Raw genomic sequence first — 23965 nt, forward strand, 5'->3', positions numbered from 1 at the left:
TATAGGTTGCAGATCGCCGCGAGTAGTCGAAGCGGCTTCTGGGGTACGAAACACTATGGCAACGACTCTTCCTCTGCTCGACAAAGTGATTTTCGATACGGTCGGAACAGCAGAGGAGGAAGTCGAAAATCTTCTACAATGCGATTTGCTTTACTACTATGGCGAGCTCCGAACTGGAGCGATCCCTCACTTCCGTGATGTTGTGGAGCACCTATGCGACAGAAATGGCAAGCGAGATGCTGTCGGTATCTGTTTAACGACCCCAGGTGGCCAAGCTGAGGCCGTCGAAAAGATGGTTGAAATCGTTCGCCATCACTACAAGCAATTCTTTGCAATAGTACCAAGAGCTGCAATGTCGGCTGGTACAATATTCTGCATGGCTGCAGATAAAATCTACATGGACTACGCTTCCTCCCTAGGCCCGATTGATCCGCAAGTACCCGACAGAGAAGACCGAGTTCTGGTGCCAGCACTAGGCTACTTGGATAAAGTTGAAGAGCTCATTGCGAAGAGCCATAACAACCAAATCTCTCCCGCCGAGTTCCAGATTCTTCAGAACTTAGATTTGGCTATGCTCCGGTTCTATGAGCAGTCGAAAGAGCTATCTATCAGCCTGTTAAAGAAGTGGTTGGCAGAGTACAAATTTAAGGATTGGCTTACGCATCGTACCACCAACCCCGGCACCCGTGTGACCGATGATGAAAAGCAGAAGCGAGCAGAGGAAATCGCAACTAAACTTTCGGACAACAACCTGTGGCATTCACACGGTCGAATGATAGGGATGGAGAAGCTGCGCAAAGAATTGCGGCTCGAAATCGAAGATTATGGTCTAGTACAGGAACAGCGTGAGGCGATTCGCCGTTATAGTGACACACTCACAGGCTATTTGGAGCGGCAGGGAATTTCGATGTTTGTGTACAATCGCCACATCCACTGAGGAGGACTGACGTGGGTATCGAAGAGAAGGTGAAAGTCGCACTCGGGATGCGTGACATGAAATCGAATGAGTTTCGTAGCCAATTGGAGCGCTATGAAGAGTTCCGCGGCAAGATGGATCGAGCCGGCGTTGTGCTTCATAAACAGGAATTTAGCATCCCATTGATGGAGAGAATCGGCAACAGCGTCTTCAAGCGGGTGAAGAACGCTTGACGGATACGGCCCTTAGCGCGCGCTGAGGCCGACATGGAACCAGTCGTCGAATATGATCAGGCAGCCAACGCGGCCTATATCCGCTCTGCTACGGGCGAAGTTGCTGACAGTGCCGAGGTTTCAGAAGTTATAGTTCTTGATTACGACGAATCCGGCCACATAATCGGCATGGAAGTCTTGGACGCCCGCAAGCACCTACCACCGGAAGCTCTTACGGAAGCAGCTTAGAGCGCTGCTTCAAGGTTCGTGACTCTATGCGGCACTACATAGCCTTGATCCACAAGGACGCGGGCAGCAGCTATGGGGTCTGCTTCCCCGATCTTCCGGGCGTTATAGCAGCTGCTTCCACCCTCGATGAATGCCTGACCGAAGCCTCGACTGCATTGGCATTTGCTCTTGCAGACCTGCCAGACGCTCCACAGCCCCGCACCTTAGATACGCTGCGCATTGACCCGCAGTTTCTCGAAGACAGCAAAGACGCTGTTGTAGCCGCTGTCTCGCCCGCCCCTCACATCTTTGAAGCCGCATAAGCCGGAACCACCCCGCCCCTTACCGCTTGTTCCTTCACCATCACGAAAGGGATCAGGTCATGAGCGCCAAATTCGGCAAGGGCAGCAAGGTTGAATGGGATTGGGGCAATGGCACCGGCACGGGCAAGGTGGCCGAGAGCTTTAACTCCGACGTCACCCGCACAATCAAGGGCAAGGCAATCAAGCGCACGGCGAGTGATGACGATCCTGCCTATCTCATCGAGCAGGACGACGGCGACCGTGCGCTCAAGAGCCAGTCGGAACTGCGAAGCGCCGGGTAGCGCTCCTCAATCCCGCCGGTAAAGCCAAAGCACCAGAGGCGCCAGCAGAACCGTGAGAGCTGCCGGTGCGGCGAGCGCCAGCAGCACGTCCCCGCCTGTTGCACTTCCCCCCATGAGCCCACGCAAGGCGGTGGTCATGTGCGAGACCGGGTTGCGGTCGACAAAGGCCTGCAGCCAGCCGGGCATGGTTTCCGGCTGCACCATGATGTTGGACGCAAAGACCAGCGGGAAGATGAAGGTGAAGCCGATGGTCATCACCGTCATCGGCGTGCGGATGATGAGGCCCAGCGTGATGAAGATCCAACCGACACCAAAGCCGATGGCAAAGAGCAGCAGGAATGATGCGACCACGCCGACCAGCCCCGCTTCCGGTCGGTAGCCGAGCGCCAGTCCCACGCCGAGGATGATAAGGCCGGCAATGAAGTGGCGCAGAACATCACCAACCATCAGCCCCGCAAAGGGCGACAGCGACCAGATCGGCAGCGAGCGGAAGCGCTCGAACAGGCCCTTGGAAAGGTCGGTCGAAAGCCCCATGCCCGAATAAACTGAGTTAAAGACCACCGTCTGGACCAGAATGCCCGGCAGGAAGAATTGCAGATAGTCGTCGGGCGATCCCGCCAGCGCGCCACCAAACACGAAGGTGAAGAGCAGCGTGAACATGAGCGGCGTCATGATCAGATCGAATAGCTGCTCGGGCACGTGGCGGAATTTCAGGACCGCCCGCCACCCGAAGGTCAGTGCGTTGGAAAAGGCAGACGGGCGCGGCGGGCGCGAGGCAGTCAGCACGGATGCGGGGTCGATCACGCTCATTGAACGGCCTCCTCTGGCACTTCTTCTTCCAGAGGCTGCCCGGTCAGGGCGAAGAACACTTCGTCAAGGCTGGGGGAGCCCATGGAGAAATCTGCAAGCTCTATGCCGGCTGTCCTCAGCGCAGACAAGGCGTCGCTCGCCTGCCCGGCACTTGCGGCAATGACGGAGAGTTCAGCCCCTTCAGGGCTGCGCTGAACCGGATTGCCCAGCAGGTTCTCAAGCGTGCGCGCGGCCTCATCGAGCCGTGTCTGATCATGCAGCGTGACATGCAGGAAGCCCGAACCGATCTGCGCCTTCAACTCCCGGCTCGTGCCCTCGGCAATCTTGCGCCCGCGGTCGATGACCGCAATCCGCGAGGCAAGCTGGTCGGCTTCTTCCAGATATTGCGTTGTCAAAAGAATGGTCACGCCCGCATCGGCCAGTTGTCGGATCATCTGCCACACGCCTTGGCGCGCCTTGGGATCAAGCCCCGTGGTCGGCTCGTCGAGAAACAGGATACCCGGTGTCACGACAAGCGAGGCCGCAATATCAAGCCTCCGCCGCATGCCGCCTGAATAGGATTTCACCTGCTTGTTGCGCGCATCATGGAGCTCGAACGCATGAAGCAGATCATCCGCCCGCCGTTTGGCATCGCGTCCGCGAAAGCCCCACAGACGCGCGATCATGATGAGGTTTTCCCGCCCCGTCAGGTCCTCGTCAAGCGAGGCAAACTGTCCTGTCAGGGCAATCGCACCGCGAACCGCCTGTGGATCGCTGGCAAGATCATGACCAAGCACCCGCGCTTCACCATCATCGGCGCGCGTCAGCGTGGCGAGTACGCGGATTAGTGTTGTCTTGCCAGCGCCATTCGGCCCGAGTACGGCGAAAATGGTGCCCCGTTCGACATCCAGATCGATGCCGTCCAGCGCCTTGGTGTCCTTGTAGTGCTTCCTCAGCCCTCGCACTGAAATTGCAAGCGGCCTGTGTTCGGCAGTCATCACTGCCATCGGTGCGGCATCATTCATGACGATCCCTCAAGGGTGCGGATAAGCCAAGGACGCCGGTCCTGCGCTCAATCCGACAGTCGAAATCACTTTATCGCCGCAACCGCGCTTAATGAAGAAGAAGCAAGAACACTGCTGACAGCCTGCGTCGGCAGTATGTAGGCGCCATCATGGCCTGAGGCCGGTTTCCTTCAACAGCCCCTTGCGCTTGGCGTCATAATAGTAACCGCTGGCATACAAGCGCACTGCCCGGTCTTCATTTCCATCGGCCGTGAGATAAGCCCCGCGCAGATATTTGACCGCATATTTCAGATTGGTCTCTGCATCCAGAAGCCCCGACGCCGGCCCGCGATAGCCCATTGTCTGTGCTGTGTCGTGACGGATCTGCATAAGGCCCCAATAGATGCGGTTGCGCGCAGCGGGATTAAAATTGCTCTCACGTTTGACCACGCGGCGCACAAGGCGCTCCGGCACTTCATAATGGGCCGCATAACGTGCGATCAGCGCATCAAGCTCGGGGCTGTTGGCCCCAACTTTGGCCGGTGTTTCGCCCGCCTCGAATGCGGTCAGCGCTGCTGGCCTTGCAGTTCCGGCAGCATAGGCATCGGGCCTGCCATCGCCATCAACATCGGCAATTTGCCGGTCCTGCTCGGCAGCCAGACTGCTTTGGGTGAGACCGTCGGCCTTGCCATCAGAAGAAGGGTCAAGGCCCTGCGTGCAGCCGGCCAACAAAAGCAGCGCACCGCCGCCAATCGATCCGAGATAAAGCTTGCGCATCCTCACCCGCATATTTGGTTCATGTCGTGGAGGCCACCTCCTCGCACTCCAATGTGACCAAATTCCAGACCTGCGACATCAAATTCACGCCGCACCATTTCCCCGCCTCGCGCCGCAAGTCTCCCGCAAGGTCAACCTGAGATGGTCTTGCGCGTTAAGCGGAGCAACCGGATAATATGGTTAACACTGATTCGAACTGGCCGGATAGCATTCATCATCTCCGGTCGACAGTACCCGATACCGTTCCGCCGCGTCTCTGGCACAGCGATTTCAACGGGGTCACCCGAGCCGGGAGAACGCTCATGCGTGAGGACATTCTCAAGCGCCGCCTGACCGACAGGGCGCAGATGATCGTGGCCGTGGAAACCTTGCTCAGGCGCGGCTTGAGCGAAGAGCGTATCCCGATCGAGCTTTCGCGTGCCTTCTATGTCGACATGGACGAACTCAACGCCGTGCTCGACATGATGACGATCACCCCTGGTGCGCGCAACGGTAGCAATGCATCCGCGATGCACGTATTGTAACCAGTCTTAAACCATGGATTCCGCGGAAAGAGCGTATTTCGACGCAAATATGCCGGTTGCATAGAATTTTACTGATTTAGCCAAGCAGTACGTTAGAAATCCCGGCGATATCTCCCCGTTATCAGCGTCGGCATGCAGCGCCGAGGCTCTAGAGCGCCATGAAGGCGCCAGGACTTAACGGGGGTTATCGATGATTGTAGGATCCATGGGTCCGGCTCTGGCCGGCGCTTATAAGACCAAAGGTGGCGCCGGGCTGCTTGAGGAACTGGGCAACAAGGTTCAGAAAGAAGTTGAGAAGGCGGAGCGGAAGGCCGCGAAGAAGGCAGATGCCGCTGCGCGGAACACCGCTGTCGAAGCTGCGACATCGGCTGCGGCTGACGCTACCAAGGCAGTTGACGCTGCTAAAGAGGTCAAAACACCCAAGGTCGAGAACCCGGTAGCTATCGAAGTCTCGAAAAAAGCCGACAAGGTTTCGGGCATCAACCCTGGCAAGAAGGTCGACCAGGCGTCGGGAAGCAACTATGTGCGCCCGGAAGTTGAAGAAGCCAAGGTCGATGATGTCGCGCAGGCTCGCCAGGAAGCTCTCAAGGCGCAGGAAGAGATCAAGCTCTCCGAGATGATCTCCAGCCTCGCCAGCGTGGACACGAAGAAGGCAGTCGCGCTGCTCCAGCCTGCAGCCGAAGGCACCAAGACGTCTTATTCCGACGTTCTGAGCGCCTATGCGGAAAATGCAGACGAAGCGGCCTGATCGCGACTATCCAGCCTGAAATATGCAGGAGCGGTCGGCAATGCCGGCCGCTCTTCTGCGTCTACATGACGATGTGGTCGGCGTCCTCGCTCACACGTTCCACCCAGTCCCTCACCGAAGGGAAAAGGCTCAGATCGTATCCACCCACTTCTGCATCATGGGTATACGCATAGAGCGATATGTCGGCGACGCTCATCTCGTCACCGACCAGATATGGCCCCTGCCGCAACCGCGTTTCCATGACCTGCAGCGCGCGATTGCCGCCCTCCAGCGTTTCCTGCAATCGCTGCGGCGTCGCAAGAACGTGGCGTTCTTCATAAATCTTCAACGCGCGGCGCACCGCGATATTGGGCTCATGGCTGTATTGCTCGAAAAACAGCCACTGATGGACAAGCGCGCGCTGGTATTGGTCCTTCGGCAAGAAACGGCTGCCTTCTGCGAGATACAGAAGGATCGCGTTGGACTCAGCCAAATAGCGCCCGTCATCCAGCTCTAGCAGCGGCACCTTTCCGATGGGATTACGGGCCAGGAAATCCGCACTGCGCGTAGAACCATCACGCGAACTGACCTCTACGAGATCGCAGTCGATCCCGACTTTGGCCATCAAAAGCCGCGGCTTGTAGGAATTCCCGCTATCGGGCATGTGATAGAGCTTCATGAGCTGTCCCCCATTCATGCAGGAGGATAACCGCCAGCTCGTCACGCAAGAAATGAATATGCCTGTAGTGAGGCATCAGCAACGCTGATGGATCAGCTCGGGCTCTTCCGGTGCGAAAAGAGCGGAACCACATTTTCATCCGGAGAGGTGAGCGTCTCCGCAAGGATGGGGTCCATCTCGAAATAGGTCCCCGCCAGCTTCGGCACGCCAAGCAGATAGCCCTGAAGCAGATCAGCACCCGTATCGAGCGCGGTACGCAACTGGTCGATGGATTCAATCCCGCTGATAAGCAGCTTGCGGTTTTCCCGGCGCAACGCATCTGCGAGTGCGGAAAGTAGCCGCGCCGCTGTTTCCAGTTCACAGATGCGCCGATACCATGGCCCGTCCAGCTTCACGATTTCCGGCTGCAGAATTTCCACGCGTGCCAGATTGGCGTCACCCGAGCCGAAATCCTTCATGGCAATGCGCATACCATGCCGATGCATTTCACCGGCAACCTCGCCAAGCAGACCGCTGTCGCAATCTTCACTGATCTCGCAAATCAGAAGCCGGGGATCGAGTTCAATCTCGTAAAGCCGCTCCACCATGCTCTCGATACGACCGAGATCCCAGTCCGGCCCCAGGTGAAAGCGCGGATCGTAATGGAAGTAGAGATCAAGCCCCTCCACGCCGATATTGCGGTGATTGCGCAGGTGAAGTGCCCGGCACATGCTCTCGATGAAGAGACGGTCTTCCACCGGCACGTCATTCAAAAATTCTGCCGGAGCGATGGGTTGACCTTCGAGATAAGGCCGCACCAGTCCCTCGACCCCGCTTGGCACGAGGCCCTCCGGACGGCTTGAATAGACCGGCTGATACATCGTGCGCAGGTGATAGGGGCCGTAAAGTCCCGTCTCGATGCCCACTTCGTCGACGAGTATGGCATCACCCACATTCGCCGGTCTCGAGAAATTGTGGTCCATTCAGCCGGTCCTTTTTCCAAAGACACGGGTTGGGCGCAGCGGCCGGGCTTCCATGCGCCTGTTGGGCGCAACGGGAATGTCCGGCTCGTTTGACTGCATGGGTGTCGCGGGTGCCGCGGTTTCTGGAGCGCTTCTCTCAGGCGCAGAGTTGCCAAAGGGTTCGACGGCGCTGAACACGCCAAAGCTGGTCGGGGCAAGTTCAGGTTTTGCCAGCACGAAGCCCTGAACCATCGACACGCCTGCCTTTTCGGCAATATCCAGCTGCCAGCCTTGCTCGATACCCTCGAAGATGGTCAGCGTGCCCATATCGGTGAACTGCCGGACCATCTCGTTGAGCAATGCAATTCCGGGCGCACTGCCCATCAGGCGCGTGACCCACGCGCTGTCGAACTTGACCACATCCGGACGCAGCGCCTGGATGCGGCGCATGTCGGAATCTTCCGCTCCGTAGTCGTCAACCGCCACACGATAGCCCGCATTGCGTAGCGCTTTCACGAAGTCGAGAAGCGAGCTTTCCGTCAGCGTCTTCTGCTCCGTTATCTCGCAGACGATGCGCTCGGGCGCGAGCACGTCTCGAGCCTCACCGAGCGCTTCGCGCATGGTGGTCAGCGCCTTGTGGATGGAAAGCGCACCGTCGAAGTGACGCGGATCGAAATTCACGAAGATAAAGGCAGAGCGGTCGATACAGGCCGCGGCATTGAGAAGATGCAGGCTGCGCGCAACACTTTCCACAGCCCCTTGCTCACCCGCGGGAATGGACGAGAAAAACGCCCCCGGACTTGCAGGCTTTCCCTCCCGGAACGGGCGGATCAGACCTTCATATGCAGCAGCCCTGAGCTTGCCTTCAGAGAAGGCGAAAATGGGCTGAAACGCGCTTTTCAGCACATGCACGCCCCAATTGGCCGAATAGGAACCATCGGCCTGCCGGGCGATATGAGCCATTTCCTGCGAACGCGACACCAGTTTACGCCTTTACTCGAACAGGCCCCGAAACTGGCAGTGAAGAATTTATTGCGCGTTAATGTCTTGTCCTTTCACAAGTTTTGTTCGCACCCTTGCGATTTGGCGCTGATGCGACAATAAAGACGCGTCTATGGGAGCCATAGACCAGCCCTACACAAGGAGTTCTCGTGCCATGGCGTTTCTTGCCGATGCCCTTTCCCGTGTGAAGCCTTCCGCAACCATCGCGGTGTCGCAAAAAGCACGCGAGCTGAAAGCGCAGGGTCGTGATGTGATTGGCCTTGGTGCAGGTGAGCCGGATTTCGACACACCTGACAACATCAAGAAGGCCGCCATCGACGCGATCAATCGTGGCGAGACGAAATACACTCCCGTTTCCGGCATTCAGCCGCTGCGCGAGGCGATTGCAGCCAAGTTCAAGCGCGAGAACAATCTTGACTATGACTGGAAGCAGACCATCGTCGGCACCGGCGGCAAGCAGATCCTCTTCAACGCCTTCATGGCGACACTGAACGAAGGCGATGAGGTCGTCATCCCCACCCCTTACTGGGTGAGCTATCCGGAAATGGTCGCCATCTGCAATGGCAAGTCGGTTTTCGTTGAAACCTCTATCGAGAACGGCTTCAAGCTGACGGCAGAGGCACTCGAAAAGGCAATCACGCCCAAGACGAAGTGGGTTCTCATGAACTCGCCTTCCAACCCGTCCGGTGCTGCCTATACGAAGGACGAGCTGAAGGCGATTGCCGATGTGGTTCTCAAGCATCCCGATGTCTGGGTGCTGACCGACGACATGTATGAGCACCTCACCTATGGCGACTTCAAGTTCCACACCATTGCCGAGGTGGAGCCGAAGCTGATCGATCGCACGCTCACGATGAACGGCGTCTCCAAGGCCTATGCCATGACCGGCTGGCGCATCGGCTATGCTGGTGGTCCCATCGAGCTTATCAAGGCCATGGACATGATCCAGGGTCAGCAGACTTCAGGCGCAAGCTCCATTGCCCAGTGGGCTGCCGTAGAAGCACTGAATGGTCCGCAGGACTTCATCCAGAAGAACAAGGAGATATTCCAGGGTCGCCGAGACCTTGTCGTCTCCATGCTCAATCAGGCCACCGGCATCGAATGCCCGGTCCCCGAAGGCGCGTTCTATGTCTATCCGTCCTGCAAGGGCTGCATTGGCAAGACGGCCCCATCCGGCAAGAAGATCGAAAGCGACGAGGACTTCGTGACCGAGCTTCTCGAAGCTGAAGGCGTGGCAGTGGTACACGGATCGGCCTTCGGCCTCGGCCCGAATTTCCGCATCTCCTATGCAACTTCGGAAAAGGCTCTGGAAGAGGCTTGCAGCCGCATCCAGCGCTTCACCGCCAACCTCCGATAACGCGAGAAACGCACTGCACGTATTCTTTTTGCGTGCAGTGCAGCAAATCTTCACGCCATCTTAAATCTTGAGCCCCCAAGAAGACCCTGACGGGGGGGTAAATGGGGCTCAAGATCAGTGAAGAACCTGCTTACAGCGGTTAGCAAACACGGTAGTCCGCTTTACATCGGCACTCAGACACTGCTCGCCAGTGCCAGTGCATCCGCAGCGGCATCTGCCTTTCTCCAATACCAGCACGTACCGGCAGCCATACCCGCCGCAGCTGCAGCCATTGGCACAGCCGCCGCGGCGTGTACGCTTGCCGCCCTTCGCCACAACGTGGTCAGGCGTCTCTACGAGGCCGCACGCATCGAAGCAGAGCGTCGCGAACTCATCGAAACCGACCTCATGACCGGCGCAAAGGTTCGCCGCACCTTCCTTGAGGAGCTCGCCGAAAGCACTGGCTCCCTGCGCCGCAAGCGCCGCGCCACCGTGTTGCTGGTCGATCTGGACCACTTCAAGCAGCTCAATGACGGCTTCGGCCACCGTTTCGGCGATCAGGCACTTGCCCATCTTGTCAGCTGCATCCGCGAATGTTTTTCAGATGGCTCCGTCGGCCGCCTCGGCGGTGACGAGTTCGGCATCATTCTGCCCGGTGACGATCTGAAACGTGCACGCAAAAAAGCCGAACGACTCATCGACCTGCTCAATCGCGGCATGGATTTTGAGGGCTCGCGCGTATCACTTTCCGCTTCAGTTGGCATCGCGGCCTCGCCCGCTCATGCCACCTCACCCACCGAGCTTATGCAGCTTGCCGATCTTGCGCTCTATGAAAGCAAGGCGCGTGGCCGTGGCCGCGCAACGCTCTTCGATGAAGACATGCTGTCGGAAAAGCGCCAACGCCGCTTCGTGGAACGGGAGCTACGCGCCGCCATCTATCTGAACGAGCTGGAACTTCACTACCAGCCGATCAAGAATGGCAGCCGCGAAACCTATGCCGTCGAAGGTCTCATCCGCTGGCGCCATCCCGTGCGCGGCATGGTCTCGCCGGCCGAATTCATCCCCGTAGCCGAACGCTCGAACCTTATCGACCAGCTCGGCGAATGGGTTTTCCGCCGCGCCTGTGCCGATCTGCCGATGCTCGGCAATTGCTGTGTCAGCATCAACGTTTCCGGCGAGCAGCTGAAGCGCGACGAGGTGGTGACGATGATGTCCCGCGTTGTCGAGGAGACCGGCATTGATCCGGCCCGTTTCGTTCTCGAGATCACCGAGACCGTCGCCACATCCGCTGGCCCGGAAACCGTTGCCCGCATCACCGCCCTGCGCGAGATGGGCTTCAAGATCGCGCTGGACGATTTCGGCACCGGCCATTGCGGCTTCAACTACATCAAGACGCTGCCCATCGACTGCATCAAAATTGATCGCAGCTATATCCAGCATCTCAAGGACGACGAAATCGCCCAGGTTTTCGTCTCCGCACTGACCCAGATCGCGCGGATTCAAGGTCTGAGCATTGTCGCCGAAGGCATTGAAACCGAGACGGAATTCGAGCTTGCGAAAGCTGCCGGCTGCTCAAGCTTCCAGGGCTATCTTCTGGGACGGCCCGAGCGCCGGCTTCTGTCCATGCCTCATGAGGTGAAGATGCGTCAGGTTGCCCTGAGCGCCTGATCGCACCGCAGGCCTCTTGCCGACCCGCCTGCTCCGTGGGACCATGTGAGAACCTGGCAGCCGGACCGGCTGTCAGCGTGCGACGGCCGGTGGCCGGCCGCCGCTCATGGCGAGACATGGGAGGAGGTCGAGCATGGGCCATCGTTTGAGAGAACGCCCTTCGGGGCCAAAATGCATCGCGCTGGTGGGACCCTTCGCCAGCGGAAAATCCACTCTTTTCGATGCGCTTCTTGCGCGAAGTCTCGCCGGTGAAACGGCCCCCATCAGTAGCCAGTCCAGCCCCACCCAGTCCCCAGAAGCCATCGCTCATGAGATGAGCGTGGAGTGCCGCACGGTTTCCTCCAGCTTTCTGGGCGAACACCTAACCCTCGTCGACTGTCCAGGCGGCGTAGACTTCGCACATCTGGCAGAGCCCGCATTGCGCTGCGCCGATGCCGCCGTCGTGGTCGTGGATGCTACAGACTTCAAGCTTCCGGCATTGCAGCTCATCCTGCACCGGCTGGATACGCTTGGCCTGCCGCGCATGCTCTTCCTCAACAAGATGGACCGCAGCAATGCAGGTGTGCGCGACACCCTCAAGACACTGCAGGAAGTCAGCAGCATACCGCTCCTGCTGCGCCAGATCCCGTTGCGCAAGAACGGCATTGTGATCGGCTCCATCGATCTCGCGCTTGAGCGCGCCTATGTTTATCGCGAGCACGCGCCAAGCGAGGTGGCGCCTATTCCCGATGACGACCGCGCCCGCGAAGTTGAAGCCCGTTTCTCCATGCTCGAAACGCTTGCTGACCACGACGATCAGTTGATGGAGCAATTGCTCGAGGAGATCGAACCGCCCCGCGACGCAATCTTTGACGATCTCGCAGCCGATCTGCGTGAGGGAAGTGTGACGCCGGTGCTCATCGGAGCAGCCGAAAAGGGAAACGGAATTCTCCGCCTTTTGAAAGCGATCCGGCACGATGTTCCCGACATCGCGGCCACGCGGGAACGGCTTGGCGTGGAGGAGGATGAGGACCCCTTGTTGCAGGTCTTCCAGACCGTTCACTCCAGCCATGGCGGCAAGATCAGCTTCGCACGTTGCCTGGCGGGCAAGGTGACTGACGGGGTCGAACTCGGCGAGGCAGGCAAGGTTTCCGGCCTCTACCGGATGGAAGCCGGTGGACAGCAGAAGATCACGTCTGCCGATGCGGGCGAAAGCGTCGTTCTGGGCAAGCTCGAGAACGCAGCCACCGGTGATACGCTGACGCCGAAATCGCGCATACCTGCTGACGCCGAAGACGGATATCTTCGCCCTGCCCCCGTCCATCGTCAGGTCGTGCGCCCGGTGGACCGAAAGGACGAAGCCAAACTCTCGCTCGCACTGCAAAAGCTGGTGCAGGAAGACCCCGGCCTCACCATGGAACAGCTGCAGGAAAGCAGCGAGACGATCCTGTCGGGCCAGGGCGACATACACCTGAAGGTCGCCGCCGAACGCCTCTCCCGGCGCTTCCAGATCGATGTGGAGCTGGCCGAGCCGTCCATCCCCTATCGCGAAACGATCCGCACTTCGACCACCCAGCGCGCGCGTCACAAGAAGCAGTCGGGCGGCCATGGCCAGTTCGCCGATATCGTGGTCGATATCGCCCCACTGCCCCGCGGCGCCGGATTCATCTTCAATGACACGATCAGCGGCGGCGTTGTGCCAAAGCAGTATATTCCGTCAGTGGAAACCGGTGTGCGCGAAGCGCTGAAGGAAGGACCGCTTGGCTTTCCCGTCGTCGATGTCAGCGTGACCTTGAAAGACGGCTCCTATCACTCGGTCGATTCCTCCGACATGGCCTTTCAGGTGGCAGGGCGCGCGGCAATGAAAGAGGGTCTGCCGGCCTGCAAGCCCGTTCTTCTGGAGCCCATTCAGCGCATATGTGTTTTTACGCCCAACGAGCAGACGGCGCGCGTCACGGCGATCATCTCCCAAAGGCGCGGACAGATCTTGGGCTTCAACCCGCGTGACGGCTGGGATGGTTGGGATGAGGTCGAGGCTTTGATGCCGGAGGCGGAGATGCGTGGCCTTATCGTGGAATTGCGGTCCGCAACCGCTGGTGTGGCAAGCTACACCGCCCGTTTCGATCACCTGGCTGAACTGACGGGCAAACAGGCTGAAGCCGCACAGGCCAAGGCTGGAAAAGCCGCTTGACGAGAGGCAATATTGGCGCTCTGAATTGCGGGCAAAAAAAAGCCGGATCTCGCGGACCCGGCTAAGAGTTGTTGGAAGTGCCGTTAGGCTAAACCTCCAGAGGGGAACACTCACCGGGAGCAAATGGGAGGAGAACGCGCCCGGGAGTGGTTACGATATGGGCGTTCGCTGCCTAAATAACAACCACGGTATTTTGCATTTCAGCCATGCATTTTTGCATGAATTGCGCTTCACGCGGCGCAAAGCCCATATTTGCTGCGGCGCAGCAAATTCTACCCTGCCGCGCAGGCGCGAAACTGGACCAACCAGATGGTAGATCTGATAGAACTGCCTGTGCAAAAATGCATCAGAACGACCAGCCGCGCGCCTTCGAAATCAGGAAATCGCGGAAGACTTGAAGCTTCGCCTGATTCTTCATCGTGTCCGGATAGCAGAAATAGGTATCGAAGCTTGGCACTGCCGTCTCCGGCAGAAGCTGCACCAGATTGCTGTCCTTGGCGATCACATAGTCCGGCAGCATGGCAATACCCGCGCCGCGCTGCACCGCCAGTTTGATCGACAGGATATTGTTGATCTGCAGTGCCGCCGCTCTCTTCGATCCTTCGGGCCGCCCGGCCGTCTCCAGCCAGTTCATGTCGCTCAGATGCGCCGGAACCGCTTCGCCGAATGTCACAATCCGGTGGCGGTCGAGATCATCGATGGAGGAAGGCTTGCCATACCGGTTCACATAATCGGGCGAGGCGAAGAGATGGAAGTGCACCGTGAAGAGCTTGCGCTGGATCAGGTCCGGCTGCTGCGGCTGGCGCATGCGGATGGCGCAATCGGCCTGCCGCATGGTCAGGTCCAGTTCCTCATTGTCGAGAATGAGCTGGAGCTGGATGTCGGGGTAAAGCTCGCCGAATTCGGGAATACGCTCTGTCAGCCAGCCTGTGCCAAGGCCCACCGTGGTCGAGACCTTCAAAAGCCCTGAGGGTCGGTCTTTCGTTTCCGAAAGGCGCACCTTCACGCTTTCGAGCTTCATCAGCACTTCATGCGCGGCACGATAAAGGATGTCGCCCTGCTCGGTCAGGACCAGCCCACGCGCATGGCGATGGAACAGCGGCACACCCACTTCCTGCTCGAGCGCACTCACCTGGCGCGAGATCGCTGACTGCGACAGATGCAAGGCTTCTGCCGCATGAGTGAAGGACCCTGCAGCCGCAGCCGCATGGAACACACGCAATTTATCCCAGTCCAAGGCCTTTTCCCCTCTTATATGGCCGTGGCGCTCAGCCTTGTTTGTTTACTCCGCCGCTTCCGAAACCATCTCCATTTCGGCCAGATATTTCTCAGCTTCCAGTGCTGCCATGCAGCCAAGTCCGGCTGCCGTGACCGCCTGCCGGTAGATGTCGTCGGTTACGTCACCGGCTGCAAAAACGCCCGGCACATCGGTCTTGGTGGAGTTCGGTTCGGTCCACAGATAACCATTCGGCTTCTGCTTCAGCTTCCCGACAAACAGTTCCACCGCAGGCGCATGGCCGATGGCGACGAACACGCCGTCAGTCTTCAACTCGCTGACCGCGCCCGTCTTCACATTCTGCAGCTTCACACCCGTCACCGAACCGGGCAGCGGTGGCTTGGGCGGCTCGCCGGTGATCTCGTCAACGACAGTATCCCAAAGAACCTCGACATTCTCCTTCTGCAGAAGGCGCTCCTGCAGGATGCGTTCCGCACGGAACTCGTCACGGCGATGCACGACAGTTACCTTCGAAGCAAGATTGGCAAGATAGAGCGCTTCTTCGACTGCCGTGTTGCCACCGCCAACAACCACCACTTCCTTGCCGCGATAGAAGAAACCGTCGCAGGTCGCACAGGCCGACACACCGAAGCCCATGAAGGTCTGCTCGGACGGCAGCCCCAGCCACTTCGCCTTGGCACCGGTCGCGATGATGAGCGCATCGCAGGTATAGGTGGTGCCGGAGTCGCCCGTCAGCCGGAAAGGCCGGCGCGAAACATCCACATCCACGATCAGGTCGTGCACCAGTTCCGTGCCCACATTCTCCGCCTGCTGGCGCATCTGGTCCATGAGCCACGGCCCCTGCACCGGCTCGGCAAAGCCCGGATAGTTCTCCACCTCGGTGGTGATCATCAGCTGACCACCCTGCTCCATGCCCGCAACAAGCATTGGCTTCAGCATGGCGCGCGCCGCATAGATGGCCGCCGTATATCCGGCAGGCCCCGATCCGATGATGAGAACGGGTGCGTGTCGGCTGGTCATGATCGTAATTCCTTGTTGTGCGGCGCCAGGCCGCTGATGTTCAAACCGATCTAATTATTCCACACCCCCGGATGCAAGGCGAAGAACCGTTTTCCAACAGTTTCGACCTTTGGGGAACCGCAGTTCGCGCCTTCACCGGCATGCTATTCCACCGCTTTCCGGCGCAACAAGCTTGGCCTGAACGTTCAAATGAAGTAGTTTTATTTCACGAACACGACAGATTCGTGCGCAACAACCATCCAGGGGCCGTGGAATGCCGGTTAGAGCTGAACTTGACGCAATTGACTGGAAGATTCTGCGGGAACTGCAAAAGGATGGCCGCATCACCAATGTGGAGCTTTCGCGCCGCGTTGGCATCTCGGCACCACCCTGTCTGCGCCGTGTGAAGCGGCTTGAGGAATCAGGCATCATCAAGGGCTATCGCGCCCTGCTGAACAGCCCCGCCCTTGGCTTCGATGTCGTTGCCTTCTGCCTCATCGGTTTGCATCACCAGTCGGAGACCGAGCTCAAAGCCTTTGCCGACCGCTCACGCCACTGGCCAATCGTGCGGCGCGCATGGATGGTATCGGGCGATTCCGACTTCATGCTCCACTGCGTCGCGCCTGACCTTTCGACTTTCCAGACATTTGTGATCGAGGAACTGACCTCAGCCCCCAATGTCGACACGGTGCGCACGGCGCTGACCATTCGGCAGGTCAAGGACGAGGGTCTGGTCAATATCGAGGGTCCGTGAAGCGGCATCCTCGCCCGCTGACATCGCCTCCATATGAGCGAACACGATGTTGGCGAACTCATGCTCGCCGCCACGGTAAAATTCACCCGCCTTTGCCCGCAATGCTTCAAGGCGGTCTTCATCAAGCAGGTCACTGATCGCAGCAACCCAGCGGCCCATGTCGCGAACGGGAAGTGCGGGCATGAGATCCTGCGCAGCCTCGTTCAGGGCCGGGACGTCGGAATGCAGCACGGGAAGGCCGTTCGCCAGACACTCCGCCACGCCCAGCCCCCACCCTTCGGCACTTGAGGGGAACAGCCCGAACCGCGCATTGCGATAGGCCCAGCGCAATTGAGGATCACCCAATTCTGTCAGCAGATGAACGCGCCCGGCCAGACCAGGTGAGGCGGCGACCAAATTCTCAACCTCGCAATAGGTATTGGCCGGTCGCCCGACAAGCGCAAGATCAGGAACAAGCTCGCCGCGCTCCTCGATCAGTCGCCGCCACACCTCCACCAGAAACATATGGTTCTTGCGCTTTTCGAATGTCGAGCAGAAGAGTGCGAAAGGCCTGTCTTCGAGTTCCGGAACAGGCTCGGTTGTTCCCTCCAGGTCAAGCAGCGCCGCGCCCAGTTGGGCAACTGGTATGTCTCTCTCATATCGCGCCTTCACCTCCTCCTCGTTCCATTGCAACAGGGCGTCCCGTGTCGCGTGGGAGATGGCGATCACCCGCTCCTCGCGTTTCAGCACACGCTCGAACAGCCCACGCATGCTGCGCACCACATGTGGTGCAGCAAGTTCCGGGTCAGTTACCGGAATGACGTCATGAATGAGGAAAACCGGTGCGAGGCCACTCGCCTGCAATGCCTTGTCCAGCCCGCCCTTGCGATTGGTGTGATGACACAAGAGAACAAGCCGCTTCGCATTCGGGCTTGGCCGACCAGCGAATGGTCGCGTAAGTAGCGATCCAACGCGGCGCCCTGCCAAGGCTATCCACTGGGCAAACCGAATGCAGGTCTTGGTGAGGCTATAGGCCAGCCCGCTGCGTTTGCCGACCAAAGAAGCAGCCAACCGCCTCGCCCCTTCGTTGGAGAAGAACTTGAGCTGAAGCCCCAGAAAGCGCCACTGCGCCTGCCGGTGTTCCGAAGCCATTTCCCACTCCCCACCGACGATATAGCGCACAAAGGCACGCTCGCGGTTGGTCAGGCATGAGAACTGACCGGTGGCACGATCCCAAGCGACGAAGTCCAAACGCTTGTCATCCAGCACAGCCTTGCAGAGCGCAAACTCCACACGTTGTATCCCTGTGGGCGGCTGCGCACCCCAGTTCAGGACGCCTGTGGCGTCAACGAGCAACGGCATCAGTCCCTCTCTTCCGTCGCCCCCGCCATTCAAGCGCTATGGGACGATTCGGGACTGATTGCGGCTTCAGCTATGCGTTATGGTGTCTCAGTAGACAGCAGTGCAGCCACGCGTTGATGGAACTGCGGGGCCAGGCTTAGAAAGGTTCTCCGCGCTTCAAGCCCTCGGGCTTCAAGGGCAGCCTCGTCAGTGGACAGCACCATTTCGATGGCCGCTTCCAGCGCTGCTGGGTTCACGAAAAAATTCGTGCCAAGGTGGCGCGGCTCGCTTCGCTCCGTATCCACAAGGATGGCATTTGCCTCCGACAACCGCTCGTTCATCGGCGGAGCGTCGGTAACAACTGGCACACAAGCGCAACTCATCGCCTCGAAGATATAATGCCCCCACCCTTCCGAGCGCGAGGGACATAGATGCACGCCGCATTCATTCTGTAAGACGCGAAGTTCCTCGTCGCTCAGATAGCCCGAATGCAGCGTGACATTCTCAGGCACTTTTTCAGGAGCATTGTCAGCCTTCTGGACCAGCACCAGTTTCGGCCATTCGGGATGTTTCGCCCAAAGCGCCAGCACGTCCTCACTGCCCTTCAAGGTGCTGCCACCTGCAAGGTGAAAGAAGCGTCGCCAGTTCTTGCGCTGCTGTGGAAGATGACGGTCCGGCGAGGCGAATCCGCAGTATCTTGCGTCCACGCCAAGCTCGGCAAAAATTTCCTGCGCATGTTCGGTCTTTGCCCAGACGCAGTCGACCATCCCAAGTCGCTTGAGATGTCGCCTTGGAAACCGCTCCTGGTTCGGCACGAGGATATCGCGCCCACCCGCACCCGCCCAGGCAGGAAAAACCCGCTCCAGATGGAAGACAAAATCCGCTTCCCGGCGCCCCAACAGGCGTGCGAGAAAACCCCGATCGCGCGGGCGCCTGGCCGTGACCGTCAGCCCTGCCGCTTCCAGCGCGTTTGCCAGCAATGCCGTGTCCTGTGTCAGGCCATAGGCATTGTCGCGCGCGACTATGATGGCGGTGCGGCTCATTTCTGCCACAGCTCCTCATAGACAGCACGCAGCCCCTCCGCCTCACGCTCCAGTGCGAAATGCGCCCGCACATGCTCAAGTCCGGCCGCGCCATGCGCCTTGGCCAGCGCGGGGTCAGCCATATAGGTTTCGATTGCGCGCGAAAGTGCCTCGCCATCGCCTGCAGGCGTGACATGCCCGGTCTCGCCTTCGCGGATCAGCTCCGCATAGGCACCCGCATCGCTTGCAACAACAGCCGTTTGCGAGGCCATCGCCTCAAGCGGCGTCAGGCCGAAACCCTCATTGCGTGAAGGTGCCACGCAGAGCGTGATGCGCCGATACCAGGGCCGTGCATCGGGAACTTCACCCAGAAAGACGATGCGTTCCTCCAGCCCCGCGCGTTTTACTCGCGCCTTCAGCTCATCGGCAAAGCCGCGATTGTCGGCCGTCACCCGCCCCAGCACGACCGCGCACCATTCCGGATACCGCGGCAACAGCGCGATCATGGCATCGACAAAGAGGTCGGTTCCCTTCTGATGCCGGATGCGCCCGAAGCAGCCGATGCCGTATCGCCCGGGCAGGCCCGCTACCTGCCATTCGTCATCGTTACCGCGCGGCGGGTGAAAGCGTTCGAGATCGACCCCGTGGCGCACCACCTTGTGCGGCACTTTCAGGAATGCGCCCGAGCGGCTGCTGGTTGCCACGACCGCGTCCATCCGGCGGATCAGCCAGCGCGTGAAGGTTTTGTGCTCACGTTGGGCGGCGGAGGTGAAGACAAGGCGCATTGGCGCGCGAAACAGATGACGCAGCACCAGCCCGCCGATCATCTCCGTGTTGCGCCGTGCATGCCAGATGCGAAAGGGCTTGCCCCGGGGGCGACGAAGCAGTGCGGGAACCTGCCACCAGCGCATTTTCCGCAGTCCCGCAGGCAGCCCCGGCCCAAGCGTCGCAATGCCAAGACTGCGCGCTTGGAACGGAACAAGCTGAATGATCGTGCTGGTTACGCCGGAAAGACGCTTCTTGAAGTTGGGAGCGACCACCACGACATCGCGCATATCCACACGCTCTGCCGCGGCCCTGCCTTCTGGCGTATTGGGCATGGCCGCACCCCTGCCGATCAGCCGAAGCGGATTTCGACGATCTCGTAGCCGCGCGCGCCGCCAGGTGCATTCACCTCGACGGAATCGCCAACGGACTTGCTGATGAGCGCGCGGGCGATCGGCGAAGAAATGGAGATCTTGCCCGACTTCACGTCGGCTTCCTGATCGCCAACGATCTGGTAGGTCTTTTCTTCCTCGGTGTCCTCGTCAACGAGCACAACCGTCGCGCCGAACTTCACCGTATCACCGGACAGCTTCTTGACGTCGATGACTTCCGCGCGTGCGATGAAGTCCTCAAGCTCGCTGATGCGGCCTTCATTCAGGCTCTGCGCTTCCTTGGCTGCATGATATTCGGCATTTTCCGAAAGGTCGCCATGGGCGCGCGCCTCGGCAATTGCTTCGATGATGCGCGGACGCTCTTCCTGCTGGCGCCAGCGCAGCTCTTCCTTGAGCGCATCGAAACCGGACAAAGTCATCGGGACCTTGTTCATCCTACACCACCTTTCCATGCCGTAAGTACGGCGGCCTTCGCCCCATCGGACAAAGCACCTTCCGCCTTCAGCAAGACAAAAAGAAAACGGTCCGTAAGCCCAATCGCTTGCGGAACCGCCAGTCACGAACCGGTCGAATATAAGCAACGCAAAAGGAATTTTCACTAAATTTTTTGGGATGGCCAAAGAGCCTCGAATTCGCGGCCGCGCCGGCTTGCCGATGCAGCCATTGGTCCAGGAGTCACCTCTGGACCAAGAACCGCCATTGCTTGGCGCAGAGAACATCCTTGCCTTGTTGCTCCGCCTTCTTCATTGCAGACCCACCAAATGAATGACAGGTGAAGGACGATGACCCGCTTTCAGGCAAACATGCTGCTGCTGACATCCGGCGCCATGTGGGGCATGGGCTTTGTCGCCCAGTCGACGGCCATGGAAGCCATCGGCCCGTTCCTGTTCATCGGTCTGCGATTTGCGATTGCAACGCTTTCCATGCTGCCTTTTGCCCTGCGAGAGGGGAAGAAGGCCGAGCACAGACTGGTCTCTGCCGATTGGCGCAATTTCGGCCTGATCGGCGTGCTGCTTTTCGGCGGTATGGCTTCCCAGCAGGTTGGACTTCTGACCACCAGCGTCACCAATTCCGGCTTTCTCACCGGCCTCTATGTCGTGATGGTTCCCTTTTTCGGCGTCATCCTGTTCCGACAGTTTCCACATCCGGTGGTCTGGCCCTCCGCCCTGCTCGCATTGGCAGGCATCTGGCTCCTGTCGGGTGGCGGAGCTGTGTCGCTCGCCATTGGCGACTGGCTCACGATCCTGTGCGCGGCATTTTGGGCTGTCCAGGTCCTCCTTATTGCACGCTCGGCCAGTCATACCGGCCGTCCCGTCACTCTGGCGGTCACACAATTTGCGGTCACTGCCGTTATAGCGCTGGCCATTGCGGTCATGATCGAACCGATCCAGTGGAACGCGATCATGACCGCCGCGCCCGAGATCCTTTACGCGGGCATCTTTTCCGGAGGCATCGCCTTCACGCTGCAGGTGGTCGGCCAGCGCTATACGACCGGTCCGCAGGCCGCGATTTTCCTCTCCACCGAAGCCGTCTTCGCTGCCCTGTTCGCAGCAATCTTCCTCGCCGAACGCATTCCGGCAGCAGGGCTCGTGGGCTGCGGTCTGATATTCGCAGCGATCCTGATCGTGGAGATCATTCCGCCGCTCTTGAGAGATCGCCGCCCTGCCCCGGCCGAGTAAGCCATCACTGCAGCCAAACCTCCCGGATTGCGCTATCCTCTCCTCAGCAAAGGAGGAGAGGTTTGAAACGACGCCAAGCCGAAAGAGAATGGGAGCTGTTCATAGATCCCGACACGGTGCGCCTGTTCGCATCAAAGGCCCGCATGCTCAGCGCAGCGCTCAATGACGACTATGAAGACGGGCGCGAACATGAAATCGAACTCACCGATGATGGCAAGGATTCCCACCACCACGACGGGCTCGCCGAGGAAGAGGAAGATGACCTCACCGAGGAGGAGTTCCGGGAGCTGGTCGCTGACCTCAATCTGGACGAGGCTACGGATCTTCTTGCGCTTGCCCTGATCGGCCGCGGCGACTTCGATGTACGCGAAATCGACGAGGCGCGGGCTGCGGCGGCAAGTCGCGTCAACGAGCGCTTAGCGGGTTATCTCCTCTCGATGCCGCTGCTCGGCAACTGGCTAGACGAGGCGCTCGAACAGATAGGAGCATAAAAAGGCTCATTTCCGAGTGCAGCATTGAGGTTCAGCCCCTTGAACCGAGATATTTGAGAATGCTGCGCAACATATTTTTAGCCCTTTGCATTGCTGCACCTGCCGCTGCGCAGGCTGCAAGCACGACCCTTACCTTGCCCGCCGAAGCCCCTCTTCCGACGCCCCGCCCCCACGCTCGTCTCGTCCATGCGGGGACAACCCTTCCCGCCGATGAAGCGGCGTGCCGACGCGATCTCAAGCGCCTGCAGGTCGCTTTCGCGCCTGCGTCACCCGTGAAGGCACCCGGCGCCTGTTCGCTCCCCCATCCCCTGAAAGTCACTGCCCTGTCGCCCCATATTGCGGTCGCACCTGCAGCGATCATCAACTGCCAGACCGCACGCGCAGCCGCCATCTTGTTGCAGACCACGGGCCAGAAGGCAGCGCTTGAGCATCTTGGTGCCCCGATTTCCCGCATCCGCAATGCGTCCGGCTATGTCTGCCGCACCCGCAACGGTCAGAAGCGCCTGTCCGAGCATGCCTATGGCAATGCGCTGGACATTTCCCGCTTCACCCTCTCCGATGGTCGCAGGATCGCGGTAAAAAGCTATGGCAAGAGCCCCGAGCGCAAATTCCTGAAGACAATCCAGGCAAAGGCTTGCGGCATCTTCAAGACGGTCCTTGGCCCCGGCAGCGACGCCGACCATGCCGATCACTTCCATCTCGACATGCGACAGCGTTCCAACGGCTCCACCTGGTGCAAGTGAGTGCCACATCTTCGCCTGAAAGGTAAAATTGCGCGAAGAGCATTCATTTACTCTTCGTCATTATAACAATCCCCATCGGGCGGACCGGGACATCCGCCAAATGGGCCGTGCGTCGCGCACGGCAGTTCAGTCGGGGATTGGTATAGTGTTCGGTTATTTGCGTAAGCGGCGGGTCTCGCGCCAGATATTCATTCGCTTCGGTTGCGTCGTCGGCTTCTTCGCCCTTCCCGCCCTGACCGCTTGCTCGGTCGACGCGGTCATGCGTCCGGATATCGACATCGGCACCACGAAAACCGCAGCCGTATCTTCCGGCGGGGGTTTGCGCAATCTCGTCCCCTCCAACCCGATGATGATGGCCTATCCGCGCTTCAACCTGCCGCGCTCGGACAATTCCGCCATGCCTGCAGAAGAAGTCTCCTGCCGCCGCCAATTGAAACGTCTCGGCGTCAAATATCGCGATCTCGCCCCCATCAATGACGGTGGCTCCTGCGGCATTGCCTATCCGGTGGAAGTGTCAAGTCTCTCCGGCGGCATCGAGATGAGCCCTTCAGCCACGCTCAACTGCCAGATGGCCCTGACCTTCGCCCGCTGGACCAAGAATGAACTCGCGCCAGCCGCACGCACCCGCTATCTCTCCGGCATCTCGAAAATCAAGCAGGGCTCCAGCTATTCCTGCCGTCGCATCGCAGGCACGAATGTCGCCTCCGAACATTCCAAGGGCAATGCTCTGGACGTGATGGCAATCGAGCTCAACAACGGCAAATATCTCGATGTCGCAAAGCCCGGCTTCTTTGCCTTTCGCGAAAGAAGCCTCCTCAACAAGGTCCGCTCGGAAGGCTGCGATTATTTCAGCACGGTGCTCGGCCCCGGCTACAATGCCGACCATGCCGATCACTTCCATTTCGACCTGAAGAACCGCCGCAACGGTTATGTCGCCTGTAAATAGCAGCGCGTAATTGCACCCGCTCCCTCGCCTTCCCCTTGAG

General features: G+C 59.3%; 27 protein-coding genes. 15 read left to right on the top strand and 12 right to left on the bottom strand.

The genetic code is table 11. The features are described 5' to 3' along the window. Positions 1-55 precede the first annotated feature (55 nt). The 5 genes from WA367_RS11750 to WA367_RS11770 are packed head-to-tail and all read left to right on the top strand — an operon-like array spanning position 56 to position 1960. The gene (locus WA367_RS11750) at positions 56-937 is read left to right on the top strand and encodes an SDH family Clp fold serine proteinase (protein WP_336056917.1); all 882 of its coding nucleotides are present in this window, start codon (positions 56-58) and stop codon (positions 935-937) included. Positions 938-948: 11 nt separating this feature from the next. Further along, complete coding sequence (locus WA367_RS11755) at positions 949-1149, top strand: hypothetical protein (RefSeq protein WP_336056918.1); 201 nt, start codon at positions 949-951, stop codon at positions 1147-1149. A 33-nt stretch (positions 1150-1182) separates the two neighbouring features. Further along, on the top strand, positions 1183-1377 hold the full coding sequence (locus tag WA367_RS11760) for a DUF2283 domain-containing protein (protein WP_336056919.1): 195 nt from the start codon (positions 1183-1185) through the stop codon (positions 1375-1377). 26 nt (positions 1378-1403) lie between these two features. Further along, entirely contained in the window at positions 1404-1679 is a 276-nt protein-coding gene (locus WA367_RS11765; protein ID WP_336056920.1) for a type II toxin-antitoxin system HicB family antitoxin, read from the top strand. 59 nt (positions 1680-1738) lie between these two features. Then, complete coding sequence (locus WA367_RS11770; protein ID WP_336056921.1) at positions 1739-1960, top strand: DUF2945 domain-containing protein; 222 nt, start codon at positions 1739-1741, stop codon at positions 1958-1960. A 6-nt stretch (positions 1961-1966) separates the two neighbouring features. Here WA367_RS11770 and WA367_RS11775 read toward each other — a convergent pair whose 3' ends face one another. The 3 genes from WA367_RS11775 to WA367_RS11785 all read right to left on the bottom strand — a co-directional run bounded on the left by WA367_RS11775 (position 1967) and on the right by WA367_RS11785 (position 4530). Next, a complete protein-coding gene (locus WA367_RS11775; RefSeq protein WP_336056922.1) occupies positions 1967-2770 on the bottom strand; it encodes an ABC transporter permease in 804 nt (267 codons plus the stop codon). Continuing rightward, positions 2767-3774, bottom strand: coding sequence for an ATP-binding cassette domain-containing protein (locus WA367_RS11780; RefSeq protein ID WP_336056923.1), 1008 nt, complete (start codon positions 3772-3774; stop codon positions 2767-2769). Before WA367_RS11780 ends, WA367_RS11775 begins: the two co-directional genes overlap by 4 nt. A gap of 147 nt (positions 3775-3921) precedes the next feature. Then, entirely contained in the window at positions 3922-4530 is a 609-nt protein-coding gene (locus WA367_RS11785; protein WP_442935560.1) for a transglycosylase SLT domain-containing protein, read from the bottom strand. A 302-nt stretch (positions 4531-4832) separates the two neighbouring features. On the opposite strand from WA367_RS11785, the gene WA367_RS11790 reads away from it, so the two are divergent. Beyond that, positions 4833-5054 carry a hypothetical protein gene (locus WA367_RS11790; protein WP_336056924.1) on the top strand — a complete coding sequence of 74 codons (222 nt, stop codon included), beginning with the start codon at positions 4833-4835 and terminating at the stop codon, positions 5052-5054. 190 nt (positions 5055-5244) lie between these two features. Next, on the top strand, positions 5245-5802 hold the full coding sequence (locus WA367_RS11795; protein ID WP_336056925.1) for a hypothetical protein: 558 nt from the start codon (positions 5245-5247) through the stop codon (positions 5800-5802). A gap of 61 nt (positions 5803-5863) precedes the next feature. Here WA367_RS11795 and WA367_RS11800 read toward each other — a convergent pair whose 3' ends face one another. The 3 genes from WA367_RS11800 to WA367_RS11810 form a co-directional block, all read right to left on the bottom strand. Continuing rightward, positions 5864-6460, bottom strand: coding sequence for a glutathione S-transferase family protein (locus WA367_RS11800; protein ID WP_336056926.1), 597 nt, complete (start codon positions 6458-6460; stop codon positions 5864-5866). Between the two features lie 92 nt (positions 6461-6552). Next, positions 6553-7422 carry an EAL domain-containing protein gene (locus WA367_RS11805; RefSeq protein WP_336056927.1) on the bottom strand — a complete coding sequence of 290 codons (870 nt, stop codon included), beginning with the start codon at positions 7420-7422 and terminating at the stop codon, positions 6553-6555. Then, complete coding sequence (locus WA367_RS11810) at positions 7423-8382, bottom strand: EAL domain-containing protein (protein WP_336056928.1); 960 nt, start codon at positions 8380-8382, stop codon at positions 7423-7425. A gap of 175 nt (positions 8383-8557) precedes the next feature. Here WA367_RS11810 and WA367_RS11815 point away from each other — a divergent pair, with 175 nt between their 5' ends. From WA367_RS11815 to WA367_RS11825, 3 genes are all read left to right on the top strand, one after another. Then, positions 8558-9760 carry a pyridoxal phosphate-dependent aminotransferase gene (locus WA367_RS11815; protein ID WP_336056929.1) on the top strand — a complete coding sequence of 401 codons (1203 nt, stop codon included), beginning with the start codon at positions 8558-8560 and terminating at the stop codon, positions 9758-9760. Between the two features lie 117 nt (positions 9761-9877). After that, complete coding sequence (locus tag WA367_RS11820; RefSeq protein ID WP_336056930.1) at positions 9878-11407, top strand: putative bifunctional diguanylate cyclase/phosphodiesterase; 1530 nt, start codon at positions 9878-9880, stop codon at positions 11405-11407. A 133-nt stretch (positions 11408-11540) separates the two neighbouring features. After that, entirely contained in the window at positions 11541-13577 is a 2037-nt protein-coding gene (locus tag WA367_RS11825) for an elongation factor G (RefSeq protein ID WP_336056931.1), read from the top strand. 346 nt (positions 13578-13923) lie between these two features. Here the strand turns inward: WA367_RS11825 and WA367_RS11830 are convergent, their stop codons facing one another. Together WA367_RS11830 and trxB are read right to left on the bottom strand one after the other, a co-directional pair. Further along, positions 13924-14814: a LysR family transcriptional regulator gene (locus tag WA367_RS11830; protein ID WP_336056932.1), complete on the bottom strand. Its 891-nt coding sequence runs from the start codon at positions 14812-14814 to the stop codon at positions 13924-13926. A 45-nt stretch (positions 14815-14859) separates the two neighbouring features. After that, a complete protein-coding gene (trxB, locus tag WA367_RS11835; RefSeq protein WP_336056933.1) occupies positions 14860-15834 on the bottom strand; it encodes a thioredoxin-disulfide reductase in 975 nt (324 codons plus the stop codon). Positions 15835-16087: 253 nt separating this feature from the next. Here trxB and WA367_RS11840 point away from each other — a divergent pair, with 253 nt between their 5' ends. Further along, positions 16088-16567: an Lrp/AsnC family transcriptional regulator gene (locus WA367_RS11840; protein WP_336056934.1), complete on the top strand. Its 480-nt coding sequence runs from the start codon at positions 16088-16090 to the stop codon at positions 16565-16567. On the opposite strand, the gene WA367_RS11845 is transcribed toward WA367_RS11840, so the two are convergent. From WA367_RS11845 to greA, 4 genes are all read right to left on the bottom strand, one after another. Further along, positions 16481-17908 (bottom strand): glycosyltransferase, encoded by a 1428-nt coding sequence (locus WA367_RS11845; protein ID WP_336056935.1) that lies wholly within the window; start codon positions 17906-17908, stop codon positions 16481-16483. The genes WA367_RS11840 and WA367_RS11845 overlap by 87 nt on opposite strands. A gap of 77 nt (positions 17909-17985) precedes the next feature. Continuing rightward, positions 17986-18930 (bottom strand): glycosyltransferase, encoded by a 945-nt coding sequence (locus WA367_RS11850; protein WP_336056936.1) that lies wholly within the window; start codon positions 18928-18930, stop codon positions 17986-17988. Beyond that, complete coding sequence (locus tag WA367_RS11855; RefSeq protein ID WP_336057121.1) at positions 18927-19964, bottom strand: glycosyltransferase family 4 protein; 1038 nt, start codon at positions 19962-19964, stop codon at positions 18927-18929. Before WA367_RS11855 ends, WA367_RS11850 begins: the two co-directional genes overlap by 4 nt. 62 nt (positions 19965-20026) lie before the next feature. After that, positions 20027-20500: a transcription elongation factor GreA gene (greA, locus tag WA367_RS11860; protein WP_336056937.1), complete on the bottom strand. Its 474-nt coding sequence runs from the start codon at positions 20498-20500 to the stop codon at positions 20027-20029. Between the two features lie 348 nt (positions 20501-20848). On the opposite strand from greA, the gene WA367_RS11865 reads away from it, so the two are divergent. The 4 genes from WA367_RS11865 to WA367_RS11880 all read left to right on the top strand — a co-directional run bounded on the left by WA367_RS11865 (position 20849) and on the right by WA367_RS11880 (position 23925). Further along, a complete protein-coding gene (locus WA367_RS11865) occupies positions 20849-21745 on the top strand; it encodes a DMT family transporter (RefSeq protein ID WP_336056938.1) in 897 nt (298 codons plus the stop codon). Between the two features lie 62 nt (positions 21746-21807). Further along, positions 21808-22236, top strand: a complete 429-nt coding sequence (locus WA367_RS11870) for a DUF3775 domain-containing protein (RefSeq protein WP_336056939.1) — start codon at positions 21808-21810, stop codon at positions 22234-22236. Positions 22237-22295: 59 nt separating this feature from the next. Continuing rightward, positions 22296-22979: an extensin-like domain-containing protein gene (locus WA367_RS11875; protein WP_336056940.1), complete on the top strand. Its 684-nt coding sequence runs from the start codon at positions 22296-22298 to the stop codon at positions 22977-22979. Between the two features lie 100 nt (positions 22980-23079). After that, positions 23080-23925: an extensin-like domain-containing protein gene (locus tag WA367_RS11880; RefSeq protein WP_336056941.1), complete on the top strand. Its 846-nt coding sequence runs from the start codon at positions 23080-23082 to the stop codon at positions 23923-23925. The last annotated feature ends 40 nt before the right edge of the window (positions 23926-23965 follow it).

Origin of the sequence: Nitratireductor sp. CH_MIT9313-5, from assembly GCF_037029545.1 — a bacterium.
GTDB lineage: Bacteria > Pseudomonadota > Alphaproteobacteria > Rhizobiales > Rhizobiaceae > Chelativorans.

What these genes read in the sequence shown, in the direction of transcription:
- WA367_RS11840 (WP_336056934.1), top strand. Translation starts at nt 16,088, where the DNA reads ATGCCGGTTAGAGCTGAACTTGACGCAATTGACTGGAAGATTCTGCGG.
- WA367_RS11865 (WP_336056938.1), top strand. Translation starts at nt 20,849, where the DNA reads ATGACCCGCTTTCAGGCAAACATGCTGCTGCTGACATCCGGCGCCATG.
- WA367_RS11825 (WP_336056931.1), top strand. Translation starts at nt 11,541, where the DNA reads ATGGGCCATCGTTTGAGAGAACGCCCTTCGGGGCCAAAATGCATCGCG.
- WA367_RS11790 (WP_336056924.1), top strand. Translation starts at nt 4,833, where the DNA reads ATGCGTGAGGACATTCTCAAGCGCCGCCTGACCGACAGGGCGCAGATG.
- WA367_RS11750 (WP_336056917.1), top strand. Translation starts at nt 56, where the DNA reads ATGGCAACGACTCTTCCTCTGCTCGACAAAGTGATTTTCGATACGGTC.
- WA367_RS11855 (WP_336057121.1), bottom strand. Translation starts at nt 19,964, where the DNA reads ATGCGCGATGTCGTGGTGGTCGCTCCCAACTTCAAGAAGCGTCTTTCC.
- WA367_RS11770 (WP_336056921.1), top strand. Translation starts at nt 1,739, where the DNA reads ATGAGCGCCAAATTCGGCAAGGGCAGCAAGGTTGAATGGGATTGGGGC.
- WA367_RS11775 (WP_336056922.1), bottom strand. Translation starts at nt 2,770, where the DNA reads ATGAGCGTGATCGACCCCGCATCCGTGCTGACTGCCTCGCGCCCGCCG.
- WA367_RS11800 (WP_336056926.1), bottom strand. Translation starts at nt 6,460, where the DNA reads ATGAAGCTCTATCACATGCCCGATAGCGGGAATTCCTACAAGCCGCGG.
- WA367_RS11815 (WP_336056929.1), top strand. Translation starts at nt 8,558, where the DNA reads ATGGCGTTTCTTGCCGATGCCCTTTCCCGTGTGAAGCCTTCCGCAACC.
- WA367_RS11875 (WP_336056940.1), top strand. Translation starts at nt 22,296, where the DNA reads ATGCTGCGCAACATATTTTTAGCCCTTTGCATTGCTGCACCTGCCGCT.
- WA367_RS11880 (WP_336056941.1), top strand. Translation starts at nt 23,080, where the DNA reads ATGGGCCGTGCGTCGCGCACGGCAGTTCAGTCGGGGATTGGTATAGTG.
- WA367_RS11780 (WP_336056923.1), bottom strand. Translation starts at nt 3,774, where the DNA reads ATGAATGATGCCGCACCGATGGCAGTGATGACTGCCGAACACAGGCCG.
- WA367_RS11850 (WP_336056936.1), bottom strand. Translation starts at nt 18,930, where the DNA reads ATGAGCCGCACCGCCATCATAGTCGCGCGCGACAATGCCTATGGCCTG.
- trxB (WP_336056933.1), bottom strand. Translation starts at nt 15,834, where the DNA reads ATGACCAGCCGACACGCACCCGTTCTCATCATCGGATCGGGGCCTGCC.
- WA367_RS11785 (WP_442935560.1), bottom strand. Translation starts at nt 4,530, where the DNA reads ATGCGCAAGCTTTATCTCGGATCGATTGGCGGCGGTGCGCTGCTTTTG.
- WA367_RS11765 (WP_336056920.1), top strand. Translation starts at nt 1,404, where the DNA reads ATGCGGCACTACATAGCCTTGATCCACAAGGACGCGGGCAGCAGCTAT.
- WA367_RS11795 (WP_336056925.1), top strand. Translation starts at nt 5,245, where the DNA reads ATGATTGTAGGATCCATGGGTCCGGCTCTGGCCGGCGCTTATAAGACC.
- greA (WP_336056937.1), bottom strand. Translation starts at nt 20,500, where the DNA reads ATGAACAAGGTCCCGATGACTTTGTCCGGTTTCGATGCGCTCAAGGAA.
- WA367_RS11845 (WP_336056935.1), bottom strand. Translation starts at nt 17,908, where the DNA reads ATGCCGTTGCTCGTTGACGCCACAGGCGTCCTGAACTGGGGTGCGCAG.
- WA367_RS11760 (WP_336056919.1), top strand. Translation starts at nt 1,183, where the DNA reads ATGGAACCAGTCGTCGAATATGATCAGGCAGCCAACGCGGCCTATATC.
- WA367_RS11805 (WP_336056927.1), bottom strand. Translation starts at nt 7,422, where the DNA reads ATGGACCACAATTTCTCGAGACCGGCGAATGTGGGTGATGCCATACTC.